Annotated in this window: 15 protein-coding genes and 1 tRNA gene; 5 read left to right on the top strand and 11 right to left on the bottom strand. The window is 59.3% G+C overall.

Annotated features, from left to right (window positions below; translation table 11 throughout):
* Positions 1-81 precede the first annotated feature (81 nt).
* Complete coding sequence (locus BN3659_RS13580; protein WP_262480978.1) at positions 82-210, top strand: hypothetical protein; 129 nt, start codon at positions 82-84, stop codon at positions 208-210.
* 8 nt (positions 211-218) lie between these two features.
* Here BN3659_RS13580 and BN3659_RS01280 read toward each other — a convergent pair whose 3' ends face one another.
* Positions 219-575 (bottom strand): winged helix-turn-helix transcriptional regulator, encoded by a 357-nt coding sequence (locus BN3659_RS01280; RefSeq protein ID WP_091533938.1) that lies wholly within the window; start codon positions 573-575, stop codon positions 219-221.
* Positions 576-769: 194 nt separating this feature from the next.
* Here BN3659_RS01280 and BN3659_RS01275 point away from each other — a divergent pair, with 194 nt between their 5' ends.
* Entirely contained in the window at positions 770-1,660 is an 891-nt protein-coding gene (locus tag BN3659_RS01275) for a radical SAM protein (protein WP_091533936.1), read from the top strand.
* Positions 1,661-1,670: 10 nt separating this feature from the next.
* Complete coding sequence (locus BN3659_RS01270; protein WP_091533935.1) at positions 1,671-2,150, top strand: hypothetical protein; 480 nt, start codon at positions 1,671-1,673, stop codon at positions 2,148-2,150.
* 201 nt (positions 2,151-2,351) lie between these two features.
* On the opposite strand, the gene BN3659_RS01265 is transcribed toward BN3659_RS01270, so the two are convergent.
* From BN3659_RS01265 to BN3659_RS01250, 4 genes are all read right to left on the bottom strand, one after another.
* Positions 2,352-2,633: an HU family DNA-binding protein gene (locus BN3659_RS01265; protein WP_091533933.1), complete on the bottom strand. Its 282-nt coding sequence runs from the start codon at positions 2,631-2,633 to the stop codon at positions 2,352-2,354.
* A gap of 116 nt (positions 2,634-2,749) precedes the next feature.
* Positions 2,750-3,388 (bottom strand): hypothetical protein, encoded by a 639-nt coding sequence (locus BN3659_RS01260; protein ID WP_091533931.1) that lies wholly within the window; start codon positions 3,386-3,388, stop codon positions 2,750-2,752.
* A gap of 39 nt (positions 3,389-3,427) precedes the next feature.
* Positions 3,428-3,619, bottom strand: a complete 192-nt coding sequence (locus BN3659_RS01255; protein WP_091533929.1) for a hypothetical protein — start codon at positions 3,617-3,619, stop codon at positions 3,428-3,430.
* A 245-nt stretch (positions 3,620-3,864) separates the two neighbouring features.
* Positions 3,865-4,230, bottom strand: a complete 366-nt coding sequence (locus tag BN3659_RS01250) for a winged helix-turn-helix transcriptional regulator (protein WP_091533928.1) — start codon at positions 4,228-4,230, stop codon at positions 3,865-3,867.
* 186 nt (positions 4,231-4,416) lie between these two features.
* Here BN3659_RS01250 and BN3659_RS01245 point away from each other — a divergent pair, with 186 nt between their 5' ends.
* Positions 4,417-4,941, top strand: coding sequence for a DUF6125 family protein (locus BN3659_RS01245; RefSeq protein WP_091534284.1), 525 nt, complete (start codon positions 4,417-4,419; stop codon positions 4,939-4,941).
* A 260-nt stretch (positions 4,942-5,201) separates the two neighbouring features.
* Here BN3659_RS01245 and BN3659_RS01240 read toward each other — a convergent pair whose 3' ends face one another.
* The 5 genes from BN3659_RS01240 to lepA all read right to left on the bottom strand — a co-directional run bounded on the left by BN3659_RS01240 (position 5,202) and on the right by lepA (position 10,653).
* Entirely contained in the window at positions 5,202-5,693 is a 492-nt protein-coding gene (locus tag BN3659_RS01240) for a site-specific integrase (protein ID WP_091534283.1), read from the bottom strand.
* Positions 5,694-5,817: 124 nt separating this feature from the next.
* Positions 5,818-6,258 carry a phage integrase SAM-like domain-containing protein gene (locus tag BN3659_RS13410; protein WP_224757835.1) on the bottom strand — a complete coding sequence of 147 codons (441 nt, stop codon included), beginning with the start codon at positions 6,256-6,258 and terminating at the stop codon, positions 5,818-5,820.
* A 558-nt stretch (positions 6,259-6,816) separates the two neighbouring features.
* Positions 6,817-6,889 (bottom strand) — tRNA-Gly (locus tag BN3659_RS01230).
* Between the two features lie 68 nt (positions 6,890-6,957).
* Entirely contained in the window at positions 6,958-8,859 is a 1,902-nt protein-coding gene (locus BN3659_RS01225) for an AMP-dependent synthetase/ligase (protein WP_091533926.1), read from the bottom strand.
* A 3-nt stretch (positions 8,860-8,862) separates the two neighbouring features.
* Complete coding sequence (gene lepA / locus BN3659_RS01220) at positions 8,863-10,653, bottom strand: translation elongation factor 4 (protein ID WP_091533921.1); 1,791 nt, start codon at positions 10,651-10,653, stop codon at positions 8,863-8,865.
* Positions 10,654-11,000: 347 nt separating this feature from the next.
* On the opposite strand from lepA, the gene pheT reads away from it, so the two are divergent.
* Positions 11,001-13,466, top strand: a complete 2,466-nt coding sequence (gene pheT / locus BN3659_RS01210) for a phenylalanine--tRNA ligase subunit beta (protein ID WP_091533918.1) — start codon at positions 11,001-11,003, stop codon at positions 13,464-13,466.
* Positions 13,467-14,247: 781 nt separating this feature from the next.
* Here pheT and BN3659_RS01205 read toward each other — a convergent pair.
* Positions 14,248-16,401 carry a beta-N-acetylhexosaminidase gene (locus BN3659_RS01205; protein ID WP_091534281.1) on the bottom strand — a complete coding sequence of 718 codons (2,154 nt, stop codon included), beginning with the start codon at positions 16,399-16,401 and terminating at the stop codon, positions 14,248-14,250.
* Positions 16,402-16,519 lie beyond the last annotated feature (118 nt).

Genomic DNA, 16,519 nt, shown 5'->3' with positions numbered 1-16,519 from the left:
AACGAACGCGAATTGATCCGAGCGTTTTCCAAAGAATTGGACGGGAACCTGCTCGCCTTGTATATGGTCGGGACATGATATATGGTTTCAGATAGACGCCTGCGCATGCAGCAGCTCGCGGCCGAAGGCGTCTTCACGGAAGACGAAGCCGCCGAGGTCGTGTTTTCCGGTGCGGCGGTCGTATGCGTGCCCGATAAGAACAGTGCGTAAAAAACGATCTATTTCCGGCCTGATTTATTCCGGTGCTCCAGTATTTCGTCGGCATTGGAAATCGCCCATCGGATAACCCCTTCCAGTGGTGGAATCAAACTTCTGCCCAGCGGCGTCAACGCATACTCCACCCGCGGCGGGATTTCGGGATATGCTTTTCGGCTCACCAATTTATCCGCTTCCAACGATTTCAGGGCAACGGACAACATCCGCTGGGATATGTTGGGCATGTGTTTGAATATCTCGTTGAACCGCATTGTCCCGTGAGTATGCAGGAGTATCAGAATGCGCAAGGACCATTTGTCCCCGAACCTGTCGATGATACTGCAAGCGGGACAGACTGCCTCCTCAAAATTATTTTCCATAAATTCTCATTTTTAGTGTCGTGGTATTCAGCAAAACTAACATTGATGTAATTATATGACAATCATGTTAGTTCTTTTTTTATATCAGCTTCCTGTTTACTTTTGCCTTTACAAAAGTAATTAAATATACGAACAGAACCATAATCTTTTCAAAGGTTTATACGGGTTCGGCAAACCATTAAATGAGAATTAGAATGGATATTGAAAAAATGCACTTTACGGGGCCGATATGGCGACCGCCGTATGAAGCCGGTTCGGTACTCCTGCAAGCAACCGTGGGATGTACCCACCACCGATGCAAGTTTTGCAGTCTGTACCCGGGAATTGAGTTCCGGGTATCGCCCATGTCCGAGATCGTGTCGGACTTGGAGATTATCCGGCATTACCAGCCGCGGGCGAGGCGCGTGTTTCTAACCGGTGCCAACCCTTTCGCATTGAGTTTCGACAGGCTGAAAGAACTCGCCATGACCGTCCACGACTATCTTCCCCGTTGCCAAATCGGCACATTCTCCCGAATCTCCGACATAAAGAACAAGACCGTGGAGCAACTGAAAGAACTCCGCAGCTACGGGTTCAACGGCCTTTCCATCGGAACGGAGACGGGCGACGACATGACGTTGGCTAAAATGAATAAAGGGAATACGGCACAGGACACCTTCGAGCAGTGCAGGAAATTGGAAGAAGCGGGAATAGAATACTATATCGTTTACCTGACAGGACTTGCGGGGAAAGGGAATGGACGGAGGAACGCCTTGGCGAGCGCAAAATTATTCAGCCGGCTGAAACCGTACATCATATCCGTAGTGTCCTTGACCCTGTTTCCCGGATCGGAACTTTACGGGGACGTGGCAAACGGAAATTATGCGGTATCTCCCGAGCACGAAAGACTGGAGGAGCTGATGACTTTCATCGGAAATCTCGAAAACAGGACGACGTTGCTCGCCGATACCGTATCCAATCCCGTTCCGATAAACGGTTTTTTGCCCGAAGACAAGAACAGAATCTTGGCCGAATTAAGGAAGATGAGGGAAAATATCGGTGAAGCGGAATTGCAAACATACAGACGAAACATTCGTTCATTATAAGATTTCGAAAATGGAAAACAGCGTCATTCAGTTCAAACGGCTGCTCAGATTCAGCGGAATATTCAATATTGTCGGGGCCTTCCTGTTTATCGTCCCCAAAGTATATGAATCGTACCTTTCTTTCTTCAACCGCCTGAATGCCTCTATGGGATTGGGTGGTAACGATATTTCGATACCGTCCGATATATTTCACACGCTTTTTATCAATACCGCAGGCATAGATTTGGTGCTGATCGGGGTTATCGTGTTGGCGGTTTCGAGCGATCCGTTAAGCCGGACGAACAGGTTTATCATTCTTTGCAATGGCATCGGACGGAGTGTTTTCGCGGTGATTATCGGATATTATACCGCCTGTCAGGGGTTAATCGGGGTGTTTGCAGTCATCGGCGGAATAGATTTCCTGATTACGCTGGGATTCATATACTATCTGCTGCGGACGAAAAGGCTGGCGAAGAACCGGTCTGCCTGTAAAACGATTCCTGCAAACTGAGGAAAAGGACGAGATTGCATCTGCCTGCACGGCGGTCGTAAGCGCGTGCCCGATAAGGATGAAACGGTAAACTAAAGAATAAGACGCAGTTTCCAGTATTGATAACTATATACTTGCATATACTCTATGCCGCCTTGCCATTATCAAAAACCGGAAACTGCGTATGTACGGATATATCGGCCTTTCGCCTATTGAACGGGGCTACTCGCTGTCTTTCACGGCCGCCATGAATGTCTTGGCCGGCTCGAAAGCAGGGATATTATGCGCCGGAATAATGATGGTCGTATTTTTCGAGATATTGCGTGCCGTCTTCTCTGCCCGGCGCTTGATGATGAAGCTGCCGAAGCCGCGCAGGAATACCTCGTCTCCGCCGACCATCGCGTCTTTTACATTTTCCATGAAAGCCTCAGTCACTTCAGATACAACCGCTTTCTCGATTCCTGTCTGCTTTGTAATTTCCGCAACAATGTCTGCTTTTGTCATAATTCCAGTATTTTTATAGATTCATATCGGTTTCAGCACCCCGCCTTCGTGGTAAGATGTAAAGAATCTCGGTCGAGTAATCTTCCGGGATAGACATTCAGAGGCGAACTATATGCTTAGGGTTGAATGGGTGCGGCTTCGGGGCGCGCTTTTTTTTGTATGTGTACCGAAACAAACGGCAGCAAAGCCACCAAGGTAATCGGCGGACGGGACGGGTCATACGCCCTTGCCCGCAGTCCCGTGACCAAATGCAGGGCCCCGTCGAAGCGGTTGTAAACAGCTGTGTCGTTGACCTCCACGAAGTCCCAGTTGTCGTACGGCAGGCGGTCTTTCGTCGCATGGTCGCTGATCTTGTTCAGCGTGGACTCGTAGGTCGGCCGGGAGGCGATGTCGGGATTGTCGCACACGGAGAACGGGACGCAGCCCCCCCCCTCGCGGCAGGTTGCCCGCTCGCCGTTGTCGTTCTGTACGAAGCGGCTGCGAATCCAGTTCGTCGTGGGGTTGGGCGTAAGGAGCATCTTCGAGACCTTGAACGTCTCGTGCGTCTTCCAGCGCAGGCGTGAGAAGAGCACCTCGACGGTTTTCTGGCTGACTTCGGACGCTTCGTCGCGGCAATGGTCGCCTCCGTCGAGCCGAACCGCCCGAAGTCGGGGGCGGAGGGGCGATCGGTCAGGTCGAGCATGATAATCACGCTTGTCGTTCCGGAAGCGGAGCGTGCCCGCCACGTTGTTGATGTGGTAGTGCTCGTCTTTCACCGCCCCCCCCCACTGCTTGATGACCGTGCGTATCGTGTTCTATGTCGACTCCTTCAGGCTCTTGAGCGTCTTGCGGGCCGCCGCGGCGCGAAGGTCGGGAAAGCGGTTGCAGCCGTTCACGAGCCAGACACTTGATGCAAAGAACCTCCCGCTGCCGGCCGCGCCGCCGCCCAGCACCAGTTGCGGGATGTTCCGGTTGTCGCACGGCGTATCGGGACTGCGGGCGGGCAATTCACGTACTTTATCCTCGATGGTGTGGCGGAAAAAGCGGCCGTCGATATAGGGGTTGCCGATGGTATAGGTTTCCGCCTTGTACTTGCGTTTGAGAAACAGTTCCGTTCTTTGATGCTGTTTAAGTTACGTCAAAGAATAGCGGTTCGGGGAAGGCGGGCGGTTACGGAAGCTCCGGTGCGGAAGAAAAGAAAAAAGACCGGCTCCTTGAGCGGACGCGGTCTTGGAGGCGTCATCGCGGATTTTCAGCGGTCCGGTTCTTTGTATTTCCCCATCTCGTCGAACAGGTTGTTGTGCTTCAGGCCCCACTCGTCCATCATCCGGATGATCGGGATAATCGAGCGTCCTGTCTCCGAGAGTTCGTATTCGGTGCGGGGCGGTGTCTCCGGGTAGACCGTCCTGACGACTATTCCCATCCGTTCCATTTCGCTCAGCTGCTGCGCAAGCACTCGCTTGCTGACTCCCGGAATGATGCGCAGGAATTGGCTGGGGCGACGCAGGCCGCGGTTCATGCAGTTGATCAGGTAGGGCTTCCATTTGCCGCCCGCCATGATCTGATAGATGCTCACGCCGCATCCGAGGTCGATGGGTATTTTCCGTTCGTATTTCATGTCCGACTCGTTCGCAATCTTATGCCCGCAAAGGTAACGAAACTTTGTCGGGTGATAAAACATTCACCCGATGATAAATTTACCACTTATTGCAGTTACACCGTCCCGCATCTAATTTTGCAGCGAAAACAAGGCAATGATTTTTTGCCGTGAAAATTGAACCCCAACATTAAAAATAAGAACAACATGAACCGGAATGACCTTTTAAGTTCGCTGAGCAAGGGGGAGCTCATCTCCCTGATCGAAGCCTACTCGAAGAACTGGCTCGCCATGGACGGCGTGTGGTTCCAATCTGTCGAGCGCAAATTCGGCATGGACGAGGCCATGTACCACGACTGCGAAGCATGGAAAGTATATACCGCGACGGAAGCCCGGCGCATCAAAGCGTTTCTCGGCCTGCCGGAGCGCCCCGGCCTCGAAGGGCTGGCGAAAGCCCTGCAACTGCGCTTCTACGCCCACATCAACAAGCAGGATTTCGTGTTCGGCGAAGACGGCAGGACGCTGACGTACCGCATGGTGGACTGCTTCGTGCAGACGGCCCGCAAGCGCAAGGGCATGGAGTTCCACCCGTGCAAGTCGGTCGGTGTCATCGAGTACAGCGGCTTCGCCCGGACGATAGACGACCGCATCGCCTGCCAGTGCATCAGCTGCTATCCGGAGATGACCGACGAGAGCTGCTGCTGCGCATGGAAGTTCACGTTGAACGAATAAGACTTTTCCGTGAGACCGTCGGCGACAGCTTGGGAAATACCGGAAATAGCCGGTATGCCCTTATTGAAAGAGTAAGAGGAGTTCGAGCGTACCGCCGGTGAAAATTACGAATTTTCTCAGTCTGGCTTCTTACGGGGGCACTTGGCTTTGCTGCGAGAACAGGGCTGTTGCGGAAATTCCCCGGCATTTTCTTGCCGGGGAAAGCGGTTCGTGCATTGTTCGCTTGCGATCCGTATTTCGACCTCAAGCATTCTGCGGTTCTATTGTACGGTCGCCTGTTGTCTCCGGCCGCCGTAGCGGGCGTTCATGCGCAGCCTCAGTTTCTCCTGCTTCGTGTTCTTGTAGTAGTGTTTCTCGATGGTCCGGGCACTGTTTCCGGCCATCTCGGCCATATGGAAGATGATGGTTCCGGCATTCAGCTCGCTGGAGATGAAAGTTCCCCGTGCCGTGTACCGCGTCATTTCCTCGTCGATGCCCCAAACCGTGCAGACCTTATCCGGCGTTTCGCTGACCTGCGAAGAGAAACCGCTGCGACGCCCTATTTTCTGTTTGTCTGTCTGGTGCTTCCTCGTGTAAACGGGGAAAACGTAGTCATCGATTCCCGTACCTCGGTATTTGTCGATTATTTCTGCGAACCGGTCGATGAGCAGGGGCTTGGCCAGCTTCGGGAACTTCGTGCGCCCATAGACAATCGCGCCCTCCTTCTCGTTAATCATGTCCCACGTCGGGTTGATGACATCGACGTTCGCCATGCCGTCGGCTGTAAAAGCTGAAAAGGAAGAGGTGGATACACGGTCGCTCCTGTTCGGTAAAGAGGCTCCGGCCCATAAATTCCATGCGACGGATGATATTGGCATTGACTGCCTTCGCCTCGAATTATCCCCGTGCCATCTTTTCTGCCGCGGACTCGAAAATCGCAGGATTGGCCCCGTACATGTGAAGCTCGTCTGCGGCATGGTTCACAAGGGCGCGGAACATGCGGAGAAGCTGGCGAAGGCCGGCCTTATTTCCGTTCTCGATGCCCCGTTTCTCCAGAAAGACGACGTACTCCAGAAGACAGGTCTGAGTAATATCGGTGAAATAGTAGCGGGACAACTCCTTGCGGAACTTCGTTTGGACAAAGTTCGCGAGCGAATTGCGGAGCTGTTTGTACATCGAAGCGGTACCGACGCTTTTGACGAGCTTGCCGTTCTTGATTTTCTCGTGGTTCTCGAAATAATCGGGGCGGGCTTGAAGCAGTTGCGAGACGGTCAGCATCTTCGTCTTTTTTTTCTCTTTCTCCTCGCCTTTGGACTTGAAACAATCGGCCCACTGCAATACCGGGAAATTGCGCTCCTCGCGTTCCCACTGCTCGGCAACGGATATGTATTTACCCCCCCCCTGATGTCGGGCAGCGGTTGGTTCTTCTCGACGTATTCGCTGCTGGAGGAGGTGAAATTCCGGGACTCGTTATCCCAGTTCTTGCAGGCCCCGGTAACATCGGCTACTCGCGGAATGCGGTTATAACCGGTCTTGTAAAAGACCATTTCCAACTTGACCATTTGGGGGGGCGGAGCTTGGGGACCTTTGAATGTGATTGAAAACATACCTCGTCGATTGATTTGGTGTCCCTTGCATTTCCGTATATCCCCATGCAGAACCCTACATGGACCCCTGCATAAGAATAGGAAAATCCGCCATCATCGGGTGGGAATTAAAATATTCCGCCACCGAAATAATCACACGGTCAGACGGTGTTAGGCTGTCGTCTCCTGTTGCGACACAAAAACGAAACGGTCCTGCATGTAATTGACATACAAAATCGTTTGCTTCATGCTGCGCAGCCTTGCCCACAACCTTATCCAACAAAAAAGGCCCTTCGTAAAGGACCTCGCGAGCGGAAAACGGGATTCGAACCCGCGACCCTCAGCTTGGGAAGCTGATGCTCTACCGACTGAGCTATTTCCGCAGAGCGCAACCGCCCACCGGGCGAATTGCTTCGGCAAAGATAATCCCAATTCCGGATATTTGCAACCCTTAGCCCAAGAGTTTTTCGAGTGCGGCGATATTTTTTTCGCTTCGGAGCGCCTTGCCCTCGGGCGTATAGAGGTCGTCGAGACGTTCCCTGTAACGCTCCTCGACTTTGTTGCGGACGATTTTCATCGTACTGTTCACCAATCCGTTCCGTTCGCTGAACGGCTCGTCGACGATCGCCAGAGCCGAGGGGAGCCAGCGGTCCGGGAATTGGCCTGCGCAGACCCCGCCCTTGCGGTATTTGCCGATCTCGGCGCCGAGCAGGTCGGCCGCGGCCTCCGCACGTTCGCGGCCCGACAGTCCGCGCAATTCGCGCAGCAGCGCCTCGCGGTTGGGGACGACCAGCGCCGTGGTGTAGGGATTCTGGTTGTTGTGTACGACGATCTGGTCGATCAGCGGCGACTTGTCGACGATGGCCTCCTCCATTCCCTCGGGACTGTACTTCTCGCCGTCCGATGCGATCAGGAGGCTTTTGAACCGGCCCAGCACATAGAGAAAACCGTCTTCGGTGAGGTAGCCCATGTCGCCCGTGTGGAGCCATCCGCCGCGCAGCGTTTCGGCCGTGGCTCCGGGGTTCTTCCAGTAGCCCGCCATGACGTTTTCGCCGCGCACGACGATCTCGCCCTTCTGCCCGTGCGGCAGTTCGCGCCCCTCTTCGTCGAAGATGCGCACGTCCAGCGGAATCAGGATCCTGCCCGACGATCCGAAACGGTGCCCATGCTTCTTGGGCGAGTTGGTCGAGATGACGGGCGTCGCCTCCGAAAGGCCGTATCCCTGAAACATCGGGATGCCGATCGCATAGAAGAAGCGTTGCAGCTCGGAATCGAGCAGCGCGCCGCCGCCCACGAAGAATTTCAGCTCGCCGCCGAAAGCCTCGCGGACCTTGCGGAACAGCAGCAGGTCGAACAGCCCGACCGCCGGAGCCAGCGCGATCCGCCATCCGCGGCCTCGGTCGTATCCGTCGGCGTTGTAGGCGTAGGCCGTGCGCAGTCCGAACCGGAACAGCCGTTCGGCGAGCGCTCCCTTGGCGCGGACGGAGGCTTCGATGTTCTTGCGGAAGTTCTTGGCCAGCGCCGGCACCGAGAGCAGGAAGTGCGGTTTCACTTCGCGGATGTTCTGCGGGATGTTGCGCAGCGTCTCGGCGGGCGTTTGACCCACCTTGACCGTGGCGACCGTAGCGCCGCAGGCGATCATGATGTAGAATCCGACCACATGGGCGAAGCAATGGTCCAGCGGAAGGATGATGAGCGTGCGGTACCACGACGGGATGTCGATGCGCGTGAGCGACTGCTCGACGTTGGCCGTGTAATTGCGGTGCGTGAGCACCACGCCTTTCGGGTCGGCCGTGGTGCCGGACGTATAGGTGATCGTGGCGATATCCTCGTTGCGGATGGCGCGGCCCGTTTCGAGGAATTCCGTTTCGTGCGCCGCCAAGTGGCTGCGGCCCATGCGGCGGAGGGTGCCGAGCGCCGTCTCGCCGTGCTGCAATTCGATGTGCCCCAAGACGACGATGTGTTCTACCGCGGGCAGCTGCTCGCGGATGCGCCGGATCTTGGGAAGCTGCAGCTTGGAGACGAACAGCGCCCTCGCTTCGGCGTGGCGCAGACGGAACAGCAGGTCGTCGGACTCTTCGAGTTTGACCGAGAGCGGCACGCTGACGCCGCCGGCGTAGAAGATTCCCAGCTCCGACACAATCCAGTCGTTGCACCCCTCGGCGAGGATTGCGATCTTGTCCTTCGGACGGATGCCGAGCGCCGCGAGCCCCGCTCCCGTTTCGACGGCCCGGACCCGGGTTTCGGCATAGGTCAGCGGTTCGAACCGCTTGTCGTGTTTTTCGAGCAGAAAAGTCTTCGCACCGTATTTCGCGACGGACGATTCGAAGAGGTCGATGAGGGTCTTTTTCATGGGTCAGTCCATTTTCAGCACGGCGAGGAAAGCCGACTGCGGAACCTCTACGTTGCCGATCTGCCGCATGCGCTTCTTGCCCTTCTTCTGCTTTTCGAGCAGCTTGCGCTTGCGCGAGATGTCGCCGCCGTAGCACTTGGCCGTTACGTCCTTGCGCACGGCCTTGACCGTCTCGCGGGCGATGATCTTGGCGCCGATGGCGGCCTGTATGGCGATGTCGAACTGCTGGCGCGGGATCAGCTCCTTGAGCTTTTCGCACATCTTGCGGCCGAAGTCGTAGGCGTGGTCGGCATAGATGAGCGACGAGAGGGCGTCGACCGGCTCGCCGTTGAGCAGGATGTCCAGTTTGACGAGTTTCGAGAGCTGGAATCCCGTGCGGTGGTAGTCGAACGAAGCGTAGCCCTTGGAGATGCTTTTGAGCTTGTCGTAGAAGTCGAAGACGATCTCCGACAGCGGCATGTCGAAATTGACCTCCACGCGGTCCTGCGTGATGAAGGTCTGGTTCTTGAGCACGCCCCGCTTGTCGATGCAGAGTTTGATGACGTTGCCCAGAAACTCCGATTTGGTGATGATCTGCGCCAGAATATAGGGCTCCTCGATCCGGGCGATCTTCGTAACCTCGGGCAGCCCCGAGGGGTTGTGCACTTCGAGTACGGCGCCCTGCGTGGTCGTGATGCGGTAGGAGACGTTCGGCACGGTGGTGATCACGTCCATGTCGAATTCGCGGTAGAGACGCTCTTGGATGATCTCCATGTGCAGCAGTCCGAGGAACCCGCAGCGGAACCCGAAGCCGAGCGCCAGCGAACTCTCCGGCTCGAAGGTGAGCGAGGCGTCGTTGAGTTGCAGCTTTTCGAGCGAAGCGCGGAGGTCTTCGTACTGGTCGGCCTCGACGGGATAGACGCCCGCGAAGACCATCGGCTTCACGTCCTCGAAACCGGCGATGGCCTCGGCGGCCGGACGCTCCACCGAGGTGATCGTGTCGCCCACCTTGACGTCCGCCGAGCTTTTGATGCCCGAGCAGATGTAGCCCACGTCGCCTGCCCGGATCTCGTCGCGGGGCTGCATCTTGAGCTTGAGCACCCCCACCTCGTCCGCGTCGTAGCGGCTGCCGGTGTTGAAGAATTTCACGCGGTCGCCCTTGCGGAGCGTGCCGTTGAAGACGCGGAAGTAGGCGATGATGCCGCGGAAGGGGTTGAACACCGAGTCGAAGATCAGCGCTTGCAGCGGTGCGTCTTCGTCGCCCTTCGGAGCGGGAATGCGGTGCACGATGGCCTCCAGCACCTCTTCGATGCCCTGCCCCGTTTTGCCCGAGGCGAGCAGGATCTCCTCTTCCCGGCAGCCGATCAGGTCGATCACCTGATCCTTCACTTCGTCGATCATGGCCGACTCGACGTCGATCTTGTTGAGCACGGGGATGATCTCCAGATCGTGTCCCACGGCCAGATAGAGGTTCGAAATGGTCTGCGCCTGAATACCCTGCGTGGCGTCCACCACGAGCAGCGCCCCCTCGCACGAAGCGATCGCGCGCGAGACTTCGTAGGAGAAGTCGACGTGGCCCGGGGTGTCGATCAGGTTCAGCGTGTAGCGCTGCCCGTCGCGGGCGGTGTATTCCATCTGTATGGCGTGGCTCTTGATGGTGATGCCCTTTTCGCGTTCGAGCTCCATGTCGTCGAGCACCTGCGCCTGCATTTCGCGCTGTCCCAGCGTATTGGTTTTCTCCAGCAGGCGGTCGGCCAGTGTCGATTTGCCGTGGTCGATGTGGGCGATGATGCAGAAGTTGCGTATGTTTTTCATCCTGTTTTACGGGGAAATTTTCCTCGCAAAGATAGTAAATGCCGCGGGCATATGCAAACGGAGCCGGAAAACAATTACGGAGCGCTGCGGATGCCTCCGGAGCCCTATTCGGGCGCGGCCATACGGAAGGCGAACGAAAGAACGGCGATTTTTGATCCGCCGAATACCGTTTCGGATTCCGGGAAAACCGCCTCTCCGTCTTTTTTCGAATCCGACGGGGCGGACGCACGGAAGAGGCTGCGGATCCGGCCCGGTCCCGCGGCGCTAAACGATGAAAAGCATGCGGGTCCGGAAATTTTTCGTATATTTGTCCGCATTAACCGGCTATAACATATAGATCCAACGATATGAATATCTCTTACAACTGGCTGCGGCGCTATCTCGACACGACCCTTACGGCCGAACAAATCGCGGTGATACTGACCGACATCGGTCTCGAAGTCGAAAGTTTCGAAAAGGTCGAAACCGTCCGGGGCGGCTTGCAGGGCGTCGTGGTGGGCGAAGTACTCGCGTGCGAGGATCATCCCGATTCGGACCACCTGCATATCACGAAAGTCGATGTCGGGACGGGCGAACCGCTGCCGATCGTGTGCGGAGCCGCCAACTGCCGTGCGGGCCTCAAGGTGCTGTGCGCCACCGTCGGCGCGGTGCTCTACCCCGGCGGCGGCGACGAGCGGTTCAAGATCAAGCGCAGCAAGATCCGCGGCGTCGAGTCGCTCGGCATGCTTTGCGCCGAGGACGAGCTGGGCATCGGCACGTCGCACGAGGGCATCGTGGAGCTGCCTGCCGATGCGCGGGTCGGCATGCCGGCCCGGGAGTATCTCCGGATCGAGGACGACTATCTGATCGGCATCGGGCTGACGCCCAATCGGGTGGACGCCGCATCGCACATCGGCGTGGCCCGTGATCTGGCGGCCTACCTGACGGCCCACGGCACGCCGACCGAGGTGAAGTGGCCCGACGTGTCGGCCTTCCGGGTCGACAACCGCGATCTGCCGATCGAGATCGTCGTGGAGAATGCCGAGGCGGCGCCCCGCTATGCGGGTATCACGGTCAAGGGGTGCAAGATCGGCCCGTCGCCCGAGTGGATGCAGAACTGCCTGCGTGCCGCGGGCATCCATCCCAAGAACAATCTGGTGGATATCACCAACTTCGTGCTCTTCGAGCTGGGCCAGCCGCTCCATGCGTTCGACGCATCGAAGATCGAGGGGCGCAAGATCGTGGTCCGGACCTGTGCGGAAGGGACGCCGTTCGTTACGCTCGACGGCGTGGAGCGCAGGCTGAGCGACCGGGATCTCATGATCTGCTCCGCCGAGCGCCCCATGTGCATCGCGGGCGTATACGGCGGTCTGGATTCGGGCATCTCCGACCGGACGACCGACGTATTCATCGAGAGTGCCTATTTCAACCCCGTGTGGGTGCGCAAAACGGCCAAGCGCTTCGGGCTCAATACCGACGCTTCGTTCCGCTACGAACGCGGCATCGACCCCCGCATGCAGGTCTATGCCGCCAAGCGCGCCGCCCTGCTCTTCCGGGAACTGGCCGGCGGCGAGATCGCGAGCGACCTCATCGACATCTGCCCCGAGCCCGCCGGGGATTTCGTATTCGACGTCTCGTTCGCGCGGATCGACGCCCTCGTGGGCAAACCCATCCCCGCCGAGACCGTCCGGACGATTCTCGGGGCGCTGGAGGTGCGGGTGCTCGCCGAAAAGGAGGGGGTGCTGACCGTGGCCGTCCCGCCCTACCGCGTGGACGTGCGGCGGGAGGCCGACCTCATCGAAGACATCCTCCGCATCTACGGTTACAACAACGTGGAGATTCCGGCACACGTGCATTCGACCCTCTCCTATGCGCCCAAACCGAATCGGGAGAAACTGGCGGATCGGGCGGCCGATTTTCTCACGGCGAACGGCTTCACGGAGATCATGTCCAACTCGCTGACGAAAGCCTCCTACTACGAGGGGCTGTCCGCTTATCCGGCCGAACGCTGCGTGCGCATCCTCAATCCGCTGAGCGCCGACCTCGGCGTGATGCGCCAGACGTTGCTGTTCGATACGCTGGAGGCCGTGCAGCTCAATGTCAACCGCCGCCATGCCGACCTGAAGCTCTACGAGTTCGGCAACTGTTATTTTTACGACGCGACGCGACGCAACGCCGACGACCGCCTCGCTCCCTACTGCGAGACCTTCCGCCTCGCGGCGGCCGTAACGGGCAACGCCGTCGTGCAGTCGTGGAACGAGCGCCCCGGGGCCGCGTCGTTCTTCACGCTGCGGGCCGTGGCCGAGAAGCTGCTGCGCCGTTTCGGGATCGACATCTATGCGCTGCGCACCGAACCGCTCGAAAGCGACCTCTTCGCCGAGGGGCTCTCGCTGTCGCTGGGTGGCAGGGAGCTGTTGCAGATCGGCGTGGTCAGCCCCCGGCTGTGCCGCCGTTTCGATCTGAAGCAGGAGGTTTATTTCATGGAGATGAATTTCGACGTGCTGGTGCACTCGACCGAAAAACATAGGATCGCCGTACAGGAGCTCTCGAAGTTCCCGGAGGTGCGGCGCGATCTGGCGCTGCTCGTGGATCGCTCGGTAACGTTCGCCGCACTGCGCGACGTGGCGTTCGCCGCGGAGCGCAAGCTGCTGCGGAGCGTTACGCTCTTCGATGTCTACGAGGGCGACAAGCTCCCCGAAGGCAAGAAATCCTATGCGCTGGGCTTCGTGCTCGAAGACCGCGAGCGCACGCTCGACGAGAAGACGATCGAGAAGGTCATGTCGAACCTCACGCGCCAGTTCGAGCACTGCTGCGGCGCCCGGGTGCGGGGGTAGCGGCCGCCGCGGGGCGAGGCTGAAGGGCTGTCCGCGACTTGTCGGACAGCCCTTTTCCATGGTACGGCCGCTCGAAAGCTTTTCCGAACGGGCAATTCCCGCAGGGTTGAAATAACTCGTCGGGCGCCCTTTCTCTTTTCCGTGTTCGTGCTCCCGCTTGAGACCGATTCGGAACGTACGATCCCCGCACGGCAGAATACCGCTCGGCCGCCCTCGTTTTTCCCGGCCGCAGGTCGTCGGGGGTCGAGGCCCCCGCCCGCACCGACGAATCGAGACCGTTGTCCGCGGTCGGTGCCGGGATCGGGGCATGACCGGAGGGGCCGCGACCGCCCGGGCGGGCATACCGGACACGGATCCGGCGAAGCCGCTCCGCCCGCAAATGCGGGGTGCGCCTTCATCGGGGCGTTTCAGGGAATGAAGGGAAGAGCGTCGGCAGCAGCGGCGCGAATCCGCGTGCGCGGGTTCTCTGTTCCGCCGGAAGTTGCCGGTTCGTAACGGAGGGGCGCTTCCGTCGCGGGGCTGCGGGGACGCGGGAGCGATACAGTGAGTGCGGCGATGCACGGCTGCCCGCATTCGACGACGCGCGGGGGCGTCTGCTCGAATGCGGCGGCCTGCCGTGAGTACGGGCCGCCGGACGATTTAGCGACGGACGGGCATATGCGCGTATTCGGATACGGGTACCTGTTTCTCAGGCCGTTCTCGTCCTGCGCGAAGACCCGATCGTCTGCCGCGTCTCTTGTCCGGCAGCTGCGGCGCTTCGGTTGCGGCGCGTGCTGTCGGTTCAGAGTACGGGTTTGATCCGCGGCGGCTGGATGGTTACGAACGCGCAGCCGTTGTCGTCGCACGTCGAGACGATCCGCACCGAGCGCAGCGGTCGCGCGGGATGCAGCGTAACGCTCCCCTTCTCCAGTTCGCCCGCCCGTTCGAAGTGCGTGCCGTCGTAGGAGATTTCGGCATAGCCGGTCGTTACGATCGTCTTGGGAACCTGCAGATGTCCCGTCTGTAGGAACACTTCGCGGCACCGCACGGGTTCGGCGAAGTCGTAGCGGATCCAGTCGCCCTGCCGGCAGGCGCGGGCGGTGCGGGCGACGCCCCGGTATTTTTCGACATTGGCATAGGGAATCCGCCGGCTCTCGCCCATGGAGGTGGCGAGCGTCAGCGCCGGTGCGATCGTGCGGTAGTAGGCCGCGGCGCCGACCTCGGCGCTGCGCCCCGTGCCCTGCCGCGCACGGAACAGGTAGCGGTGCGGTGCGTCCGTGCGGATCGGACGGGTGTAGCGGTGTTCGACGGTGTCGCCCTCCAACCTGTAATAGAGCTCGGCCTCCGTGTCCGGCGCGGTCGCCGTAAGTGCGCCTTCGCCGTACTGCACGACCGGCGGAAAGAGCCGGAAGCGGATGTCCATTGCCGTCAGACGGTCGTAGTGTTCCTCCCGAAGCGTCTCGCTGAATGCCTCCCAACCTTCCGCGTTGCCGTGCCAAGCCTGCTCGGCGAGGGCGCAGATGCGCGGATAACACATGAAATCGAGGTAGTCGGGCCGTTCGGGTTCGTGCGAGACGTAGGCTTCGGTCCAGAACGCACCCTGAAAGCCCAGAATCCGGCACCGTTCGTCTGCCGTAAGTCCCTCAGGCAAAGTGTATTCGTAGGTCTCTTTCGCATCGAACACCGCGGCCCAGCTGTGGCCTTCCTCGTGCGGGGTCTGCCTCATGTCGAAGTAGAAGCTTTGCGCCGGCATGACGACCGTCGGATAGCCCGCGGCGAGGGATGCGCGCACGGCCTTCGTACTCTCCCAGCCGTGGACGCGGGTCGTGCGGGGCAGCGTGCCGGTGCGCACCGCCTCGTTCCACACGGCGGGCAGCTTCCCGTGGCGGGCCAGAATGGCGGCCGTGCGCTCCATGAAATACTCCTCCAGCCGGTGCGGATCTTCCGTCCCGAGGCGGCGCATCAGCGCCCGGCAGTCGGGGCAGCGCTTCCACTGCGACGCCTCGACTTCGTCGCCGCCGATGTGGATGTAGGGCGACGGGAACAACGCGCACACCTCGCCCAGAATGTCTTCGAGCAGCGCGTAGTTCTCCTCGCGGGCCACGCACCATGCCGAACGCTCGTCGTAGCCGTTCGACGCGGAGGTGTCGGGCGTGTAGCGGCAGAGTATCTCGGGCCTCACGCGGGCGATGTTGCGGCTGTGGCCCGGCAGGTCGATTTCGGGGATGATCTCGATGTTGCGCAGGGCGGCATAGTCCGCCAGCTCGCGCAGCTCCTCCTGCGTGAAGTAACCGCCGTACTTCTCGTCCCACTTGCCGTAGACGGGCCGCACGGGCGAATCCCCGCCGCGGAAGCCGCCGACGGCGGCCAGTTCGGGGTGGGAGCGGATTTCGATCCGCCACCCTTCGTCGTCGGACAGATGGAGGTGCAGTTTGTTGATCTTGTGGCAGGCCAGTCCGTCGATGAAGCGCTTCACCGCTTCCGGTCCGATCCACGTGCGGGCCACGTCGAGGTGCATGCCCCGGTAGGCATAGCGCGGAGCGTCGGCGATCTCGCAGCAGCCGAGCCGCACGGGGTAGTCCGGCGTGCGGGCATAGACCTCGGGAGGCAGGAGTTGGAAGAGGCTCTGCATGCCGTTGAAGACGCCGCCCGTGTCGCCTGCCTCGATTTCGATGCGCGATGGCAGGATGCGGAGCACGTAGGCTTCGGGGGCGTAGCCCTCGTCGAGCCGCAGCACGAGGGCCCGATCCGACGAGCGCGCGGCGTCGCACGGGAGCCCCAGCCGTTCGCCGAGGTAGGCGGCCAGCTGGCCGAGCCGCGGATCGAACGTGATCGTCGTCGCGCTGTCCAATACGAAAACGCCCTCTCGGTGCGTTATGTGCGAGGGCGTGGGCAGGATGCCTGCCGCTGCGATGCGTGCGGTCAGCAGCGTCGCCAGCAAAAGTCCGAGTTTCATGAGCTGTCGCGAAATCGTCGAATTTTTTTCTTCCATTTCCCGCCTCGGCAGGTGCCCGGACGAACGGTTTTGCATCGGGTTCGGCGAAATGATTCGGTCGCCCCTCCCCTGCCCGCTC

The sequence above is a fragment of the Alistipes sp. CHKCI003 genome, from assembly GCF_900021155.1.
GTDB lineage: Bacteria > Bacteroidota > Bacteroidia > Bacteroidales > Rikenellaceae > Alistipes > Alistipes excrementavium.
The sequence above is the reverse complement of the archived record's forward strand: the minus strand, read 5'-3'. Positions and strand labels throughout refer to the sequence as shown.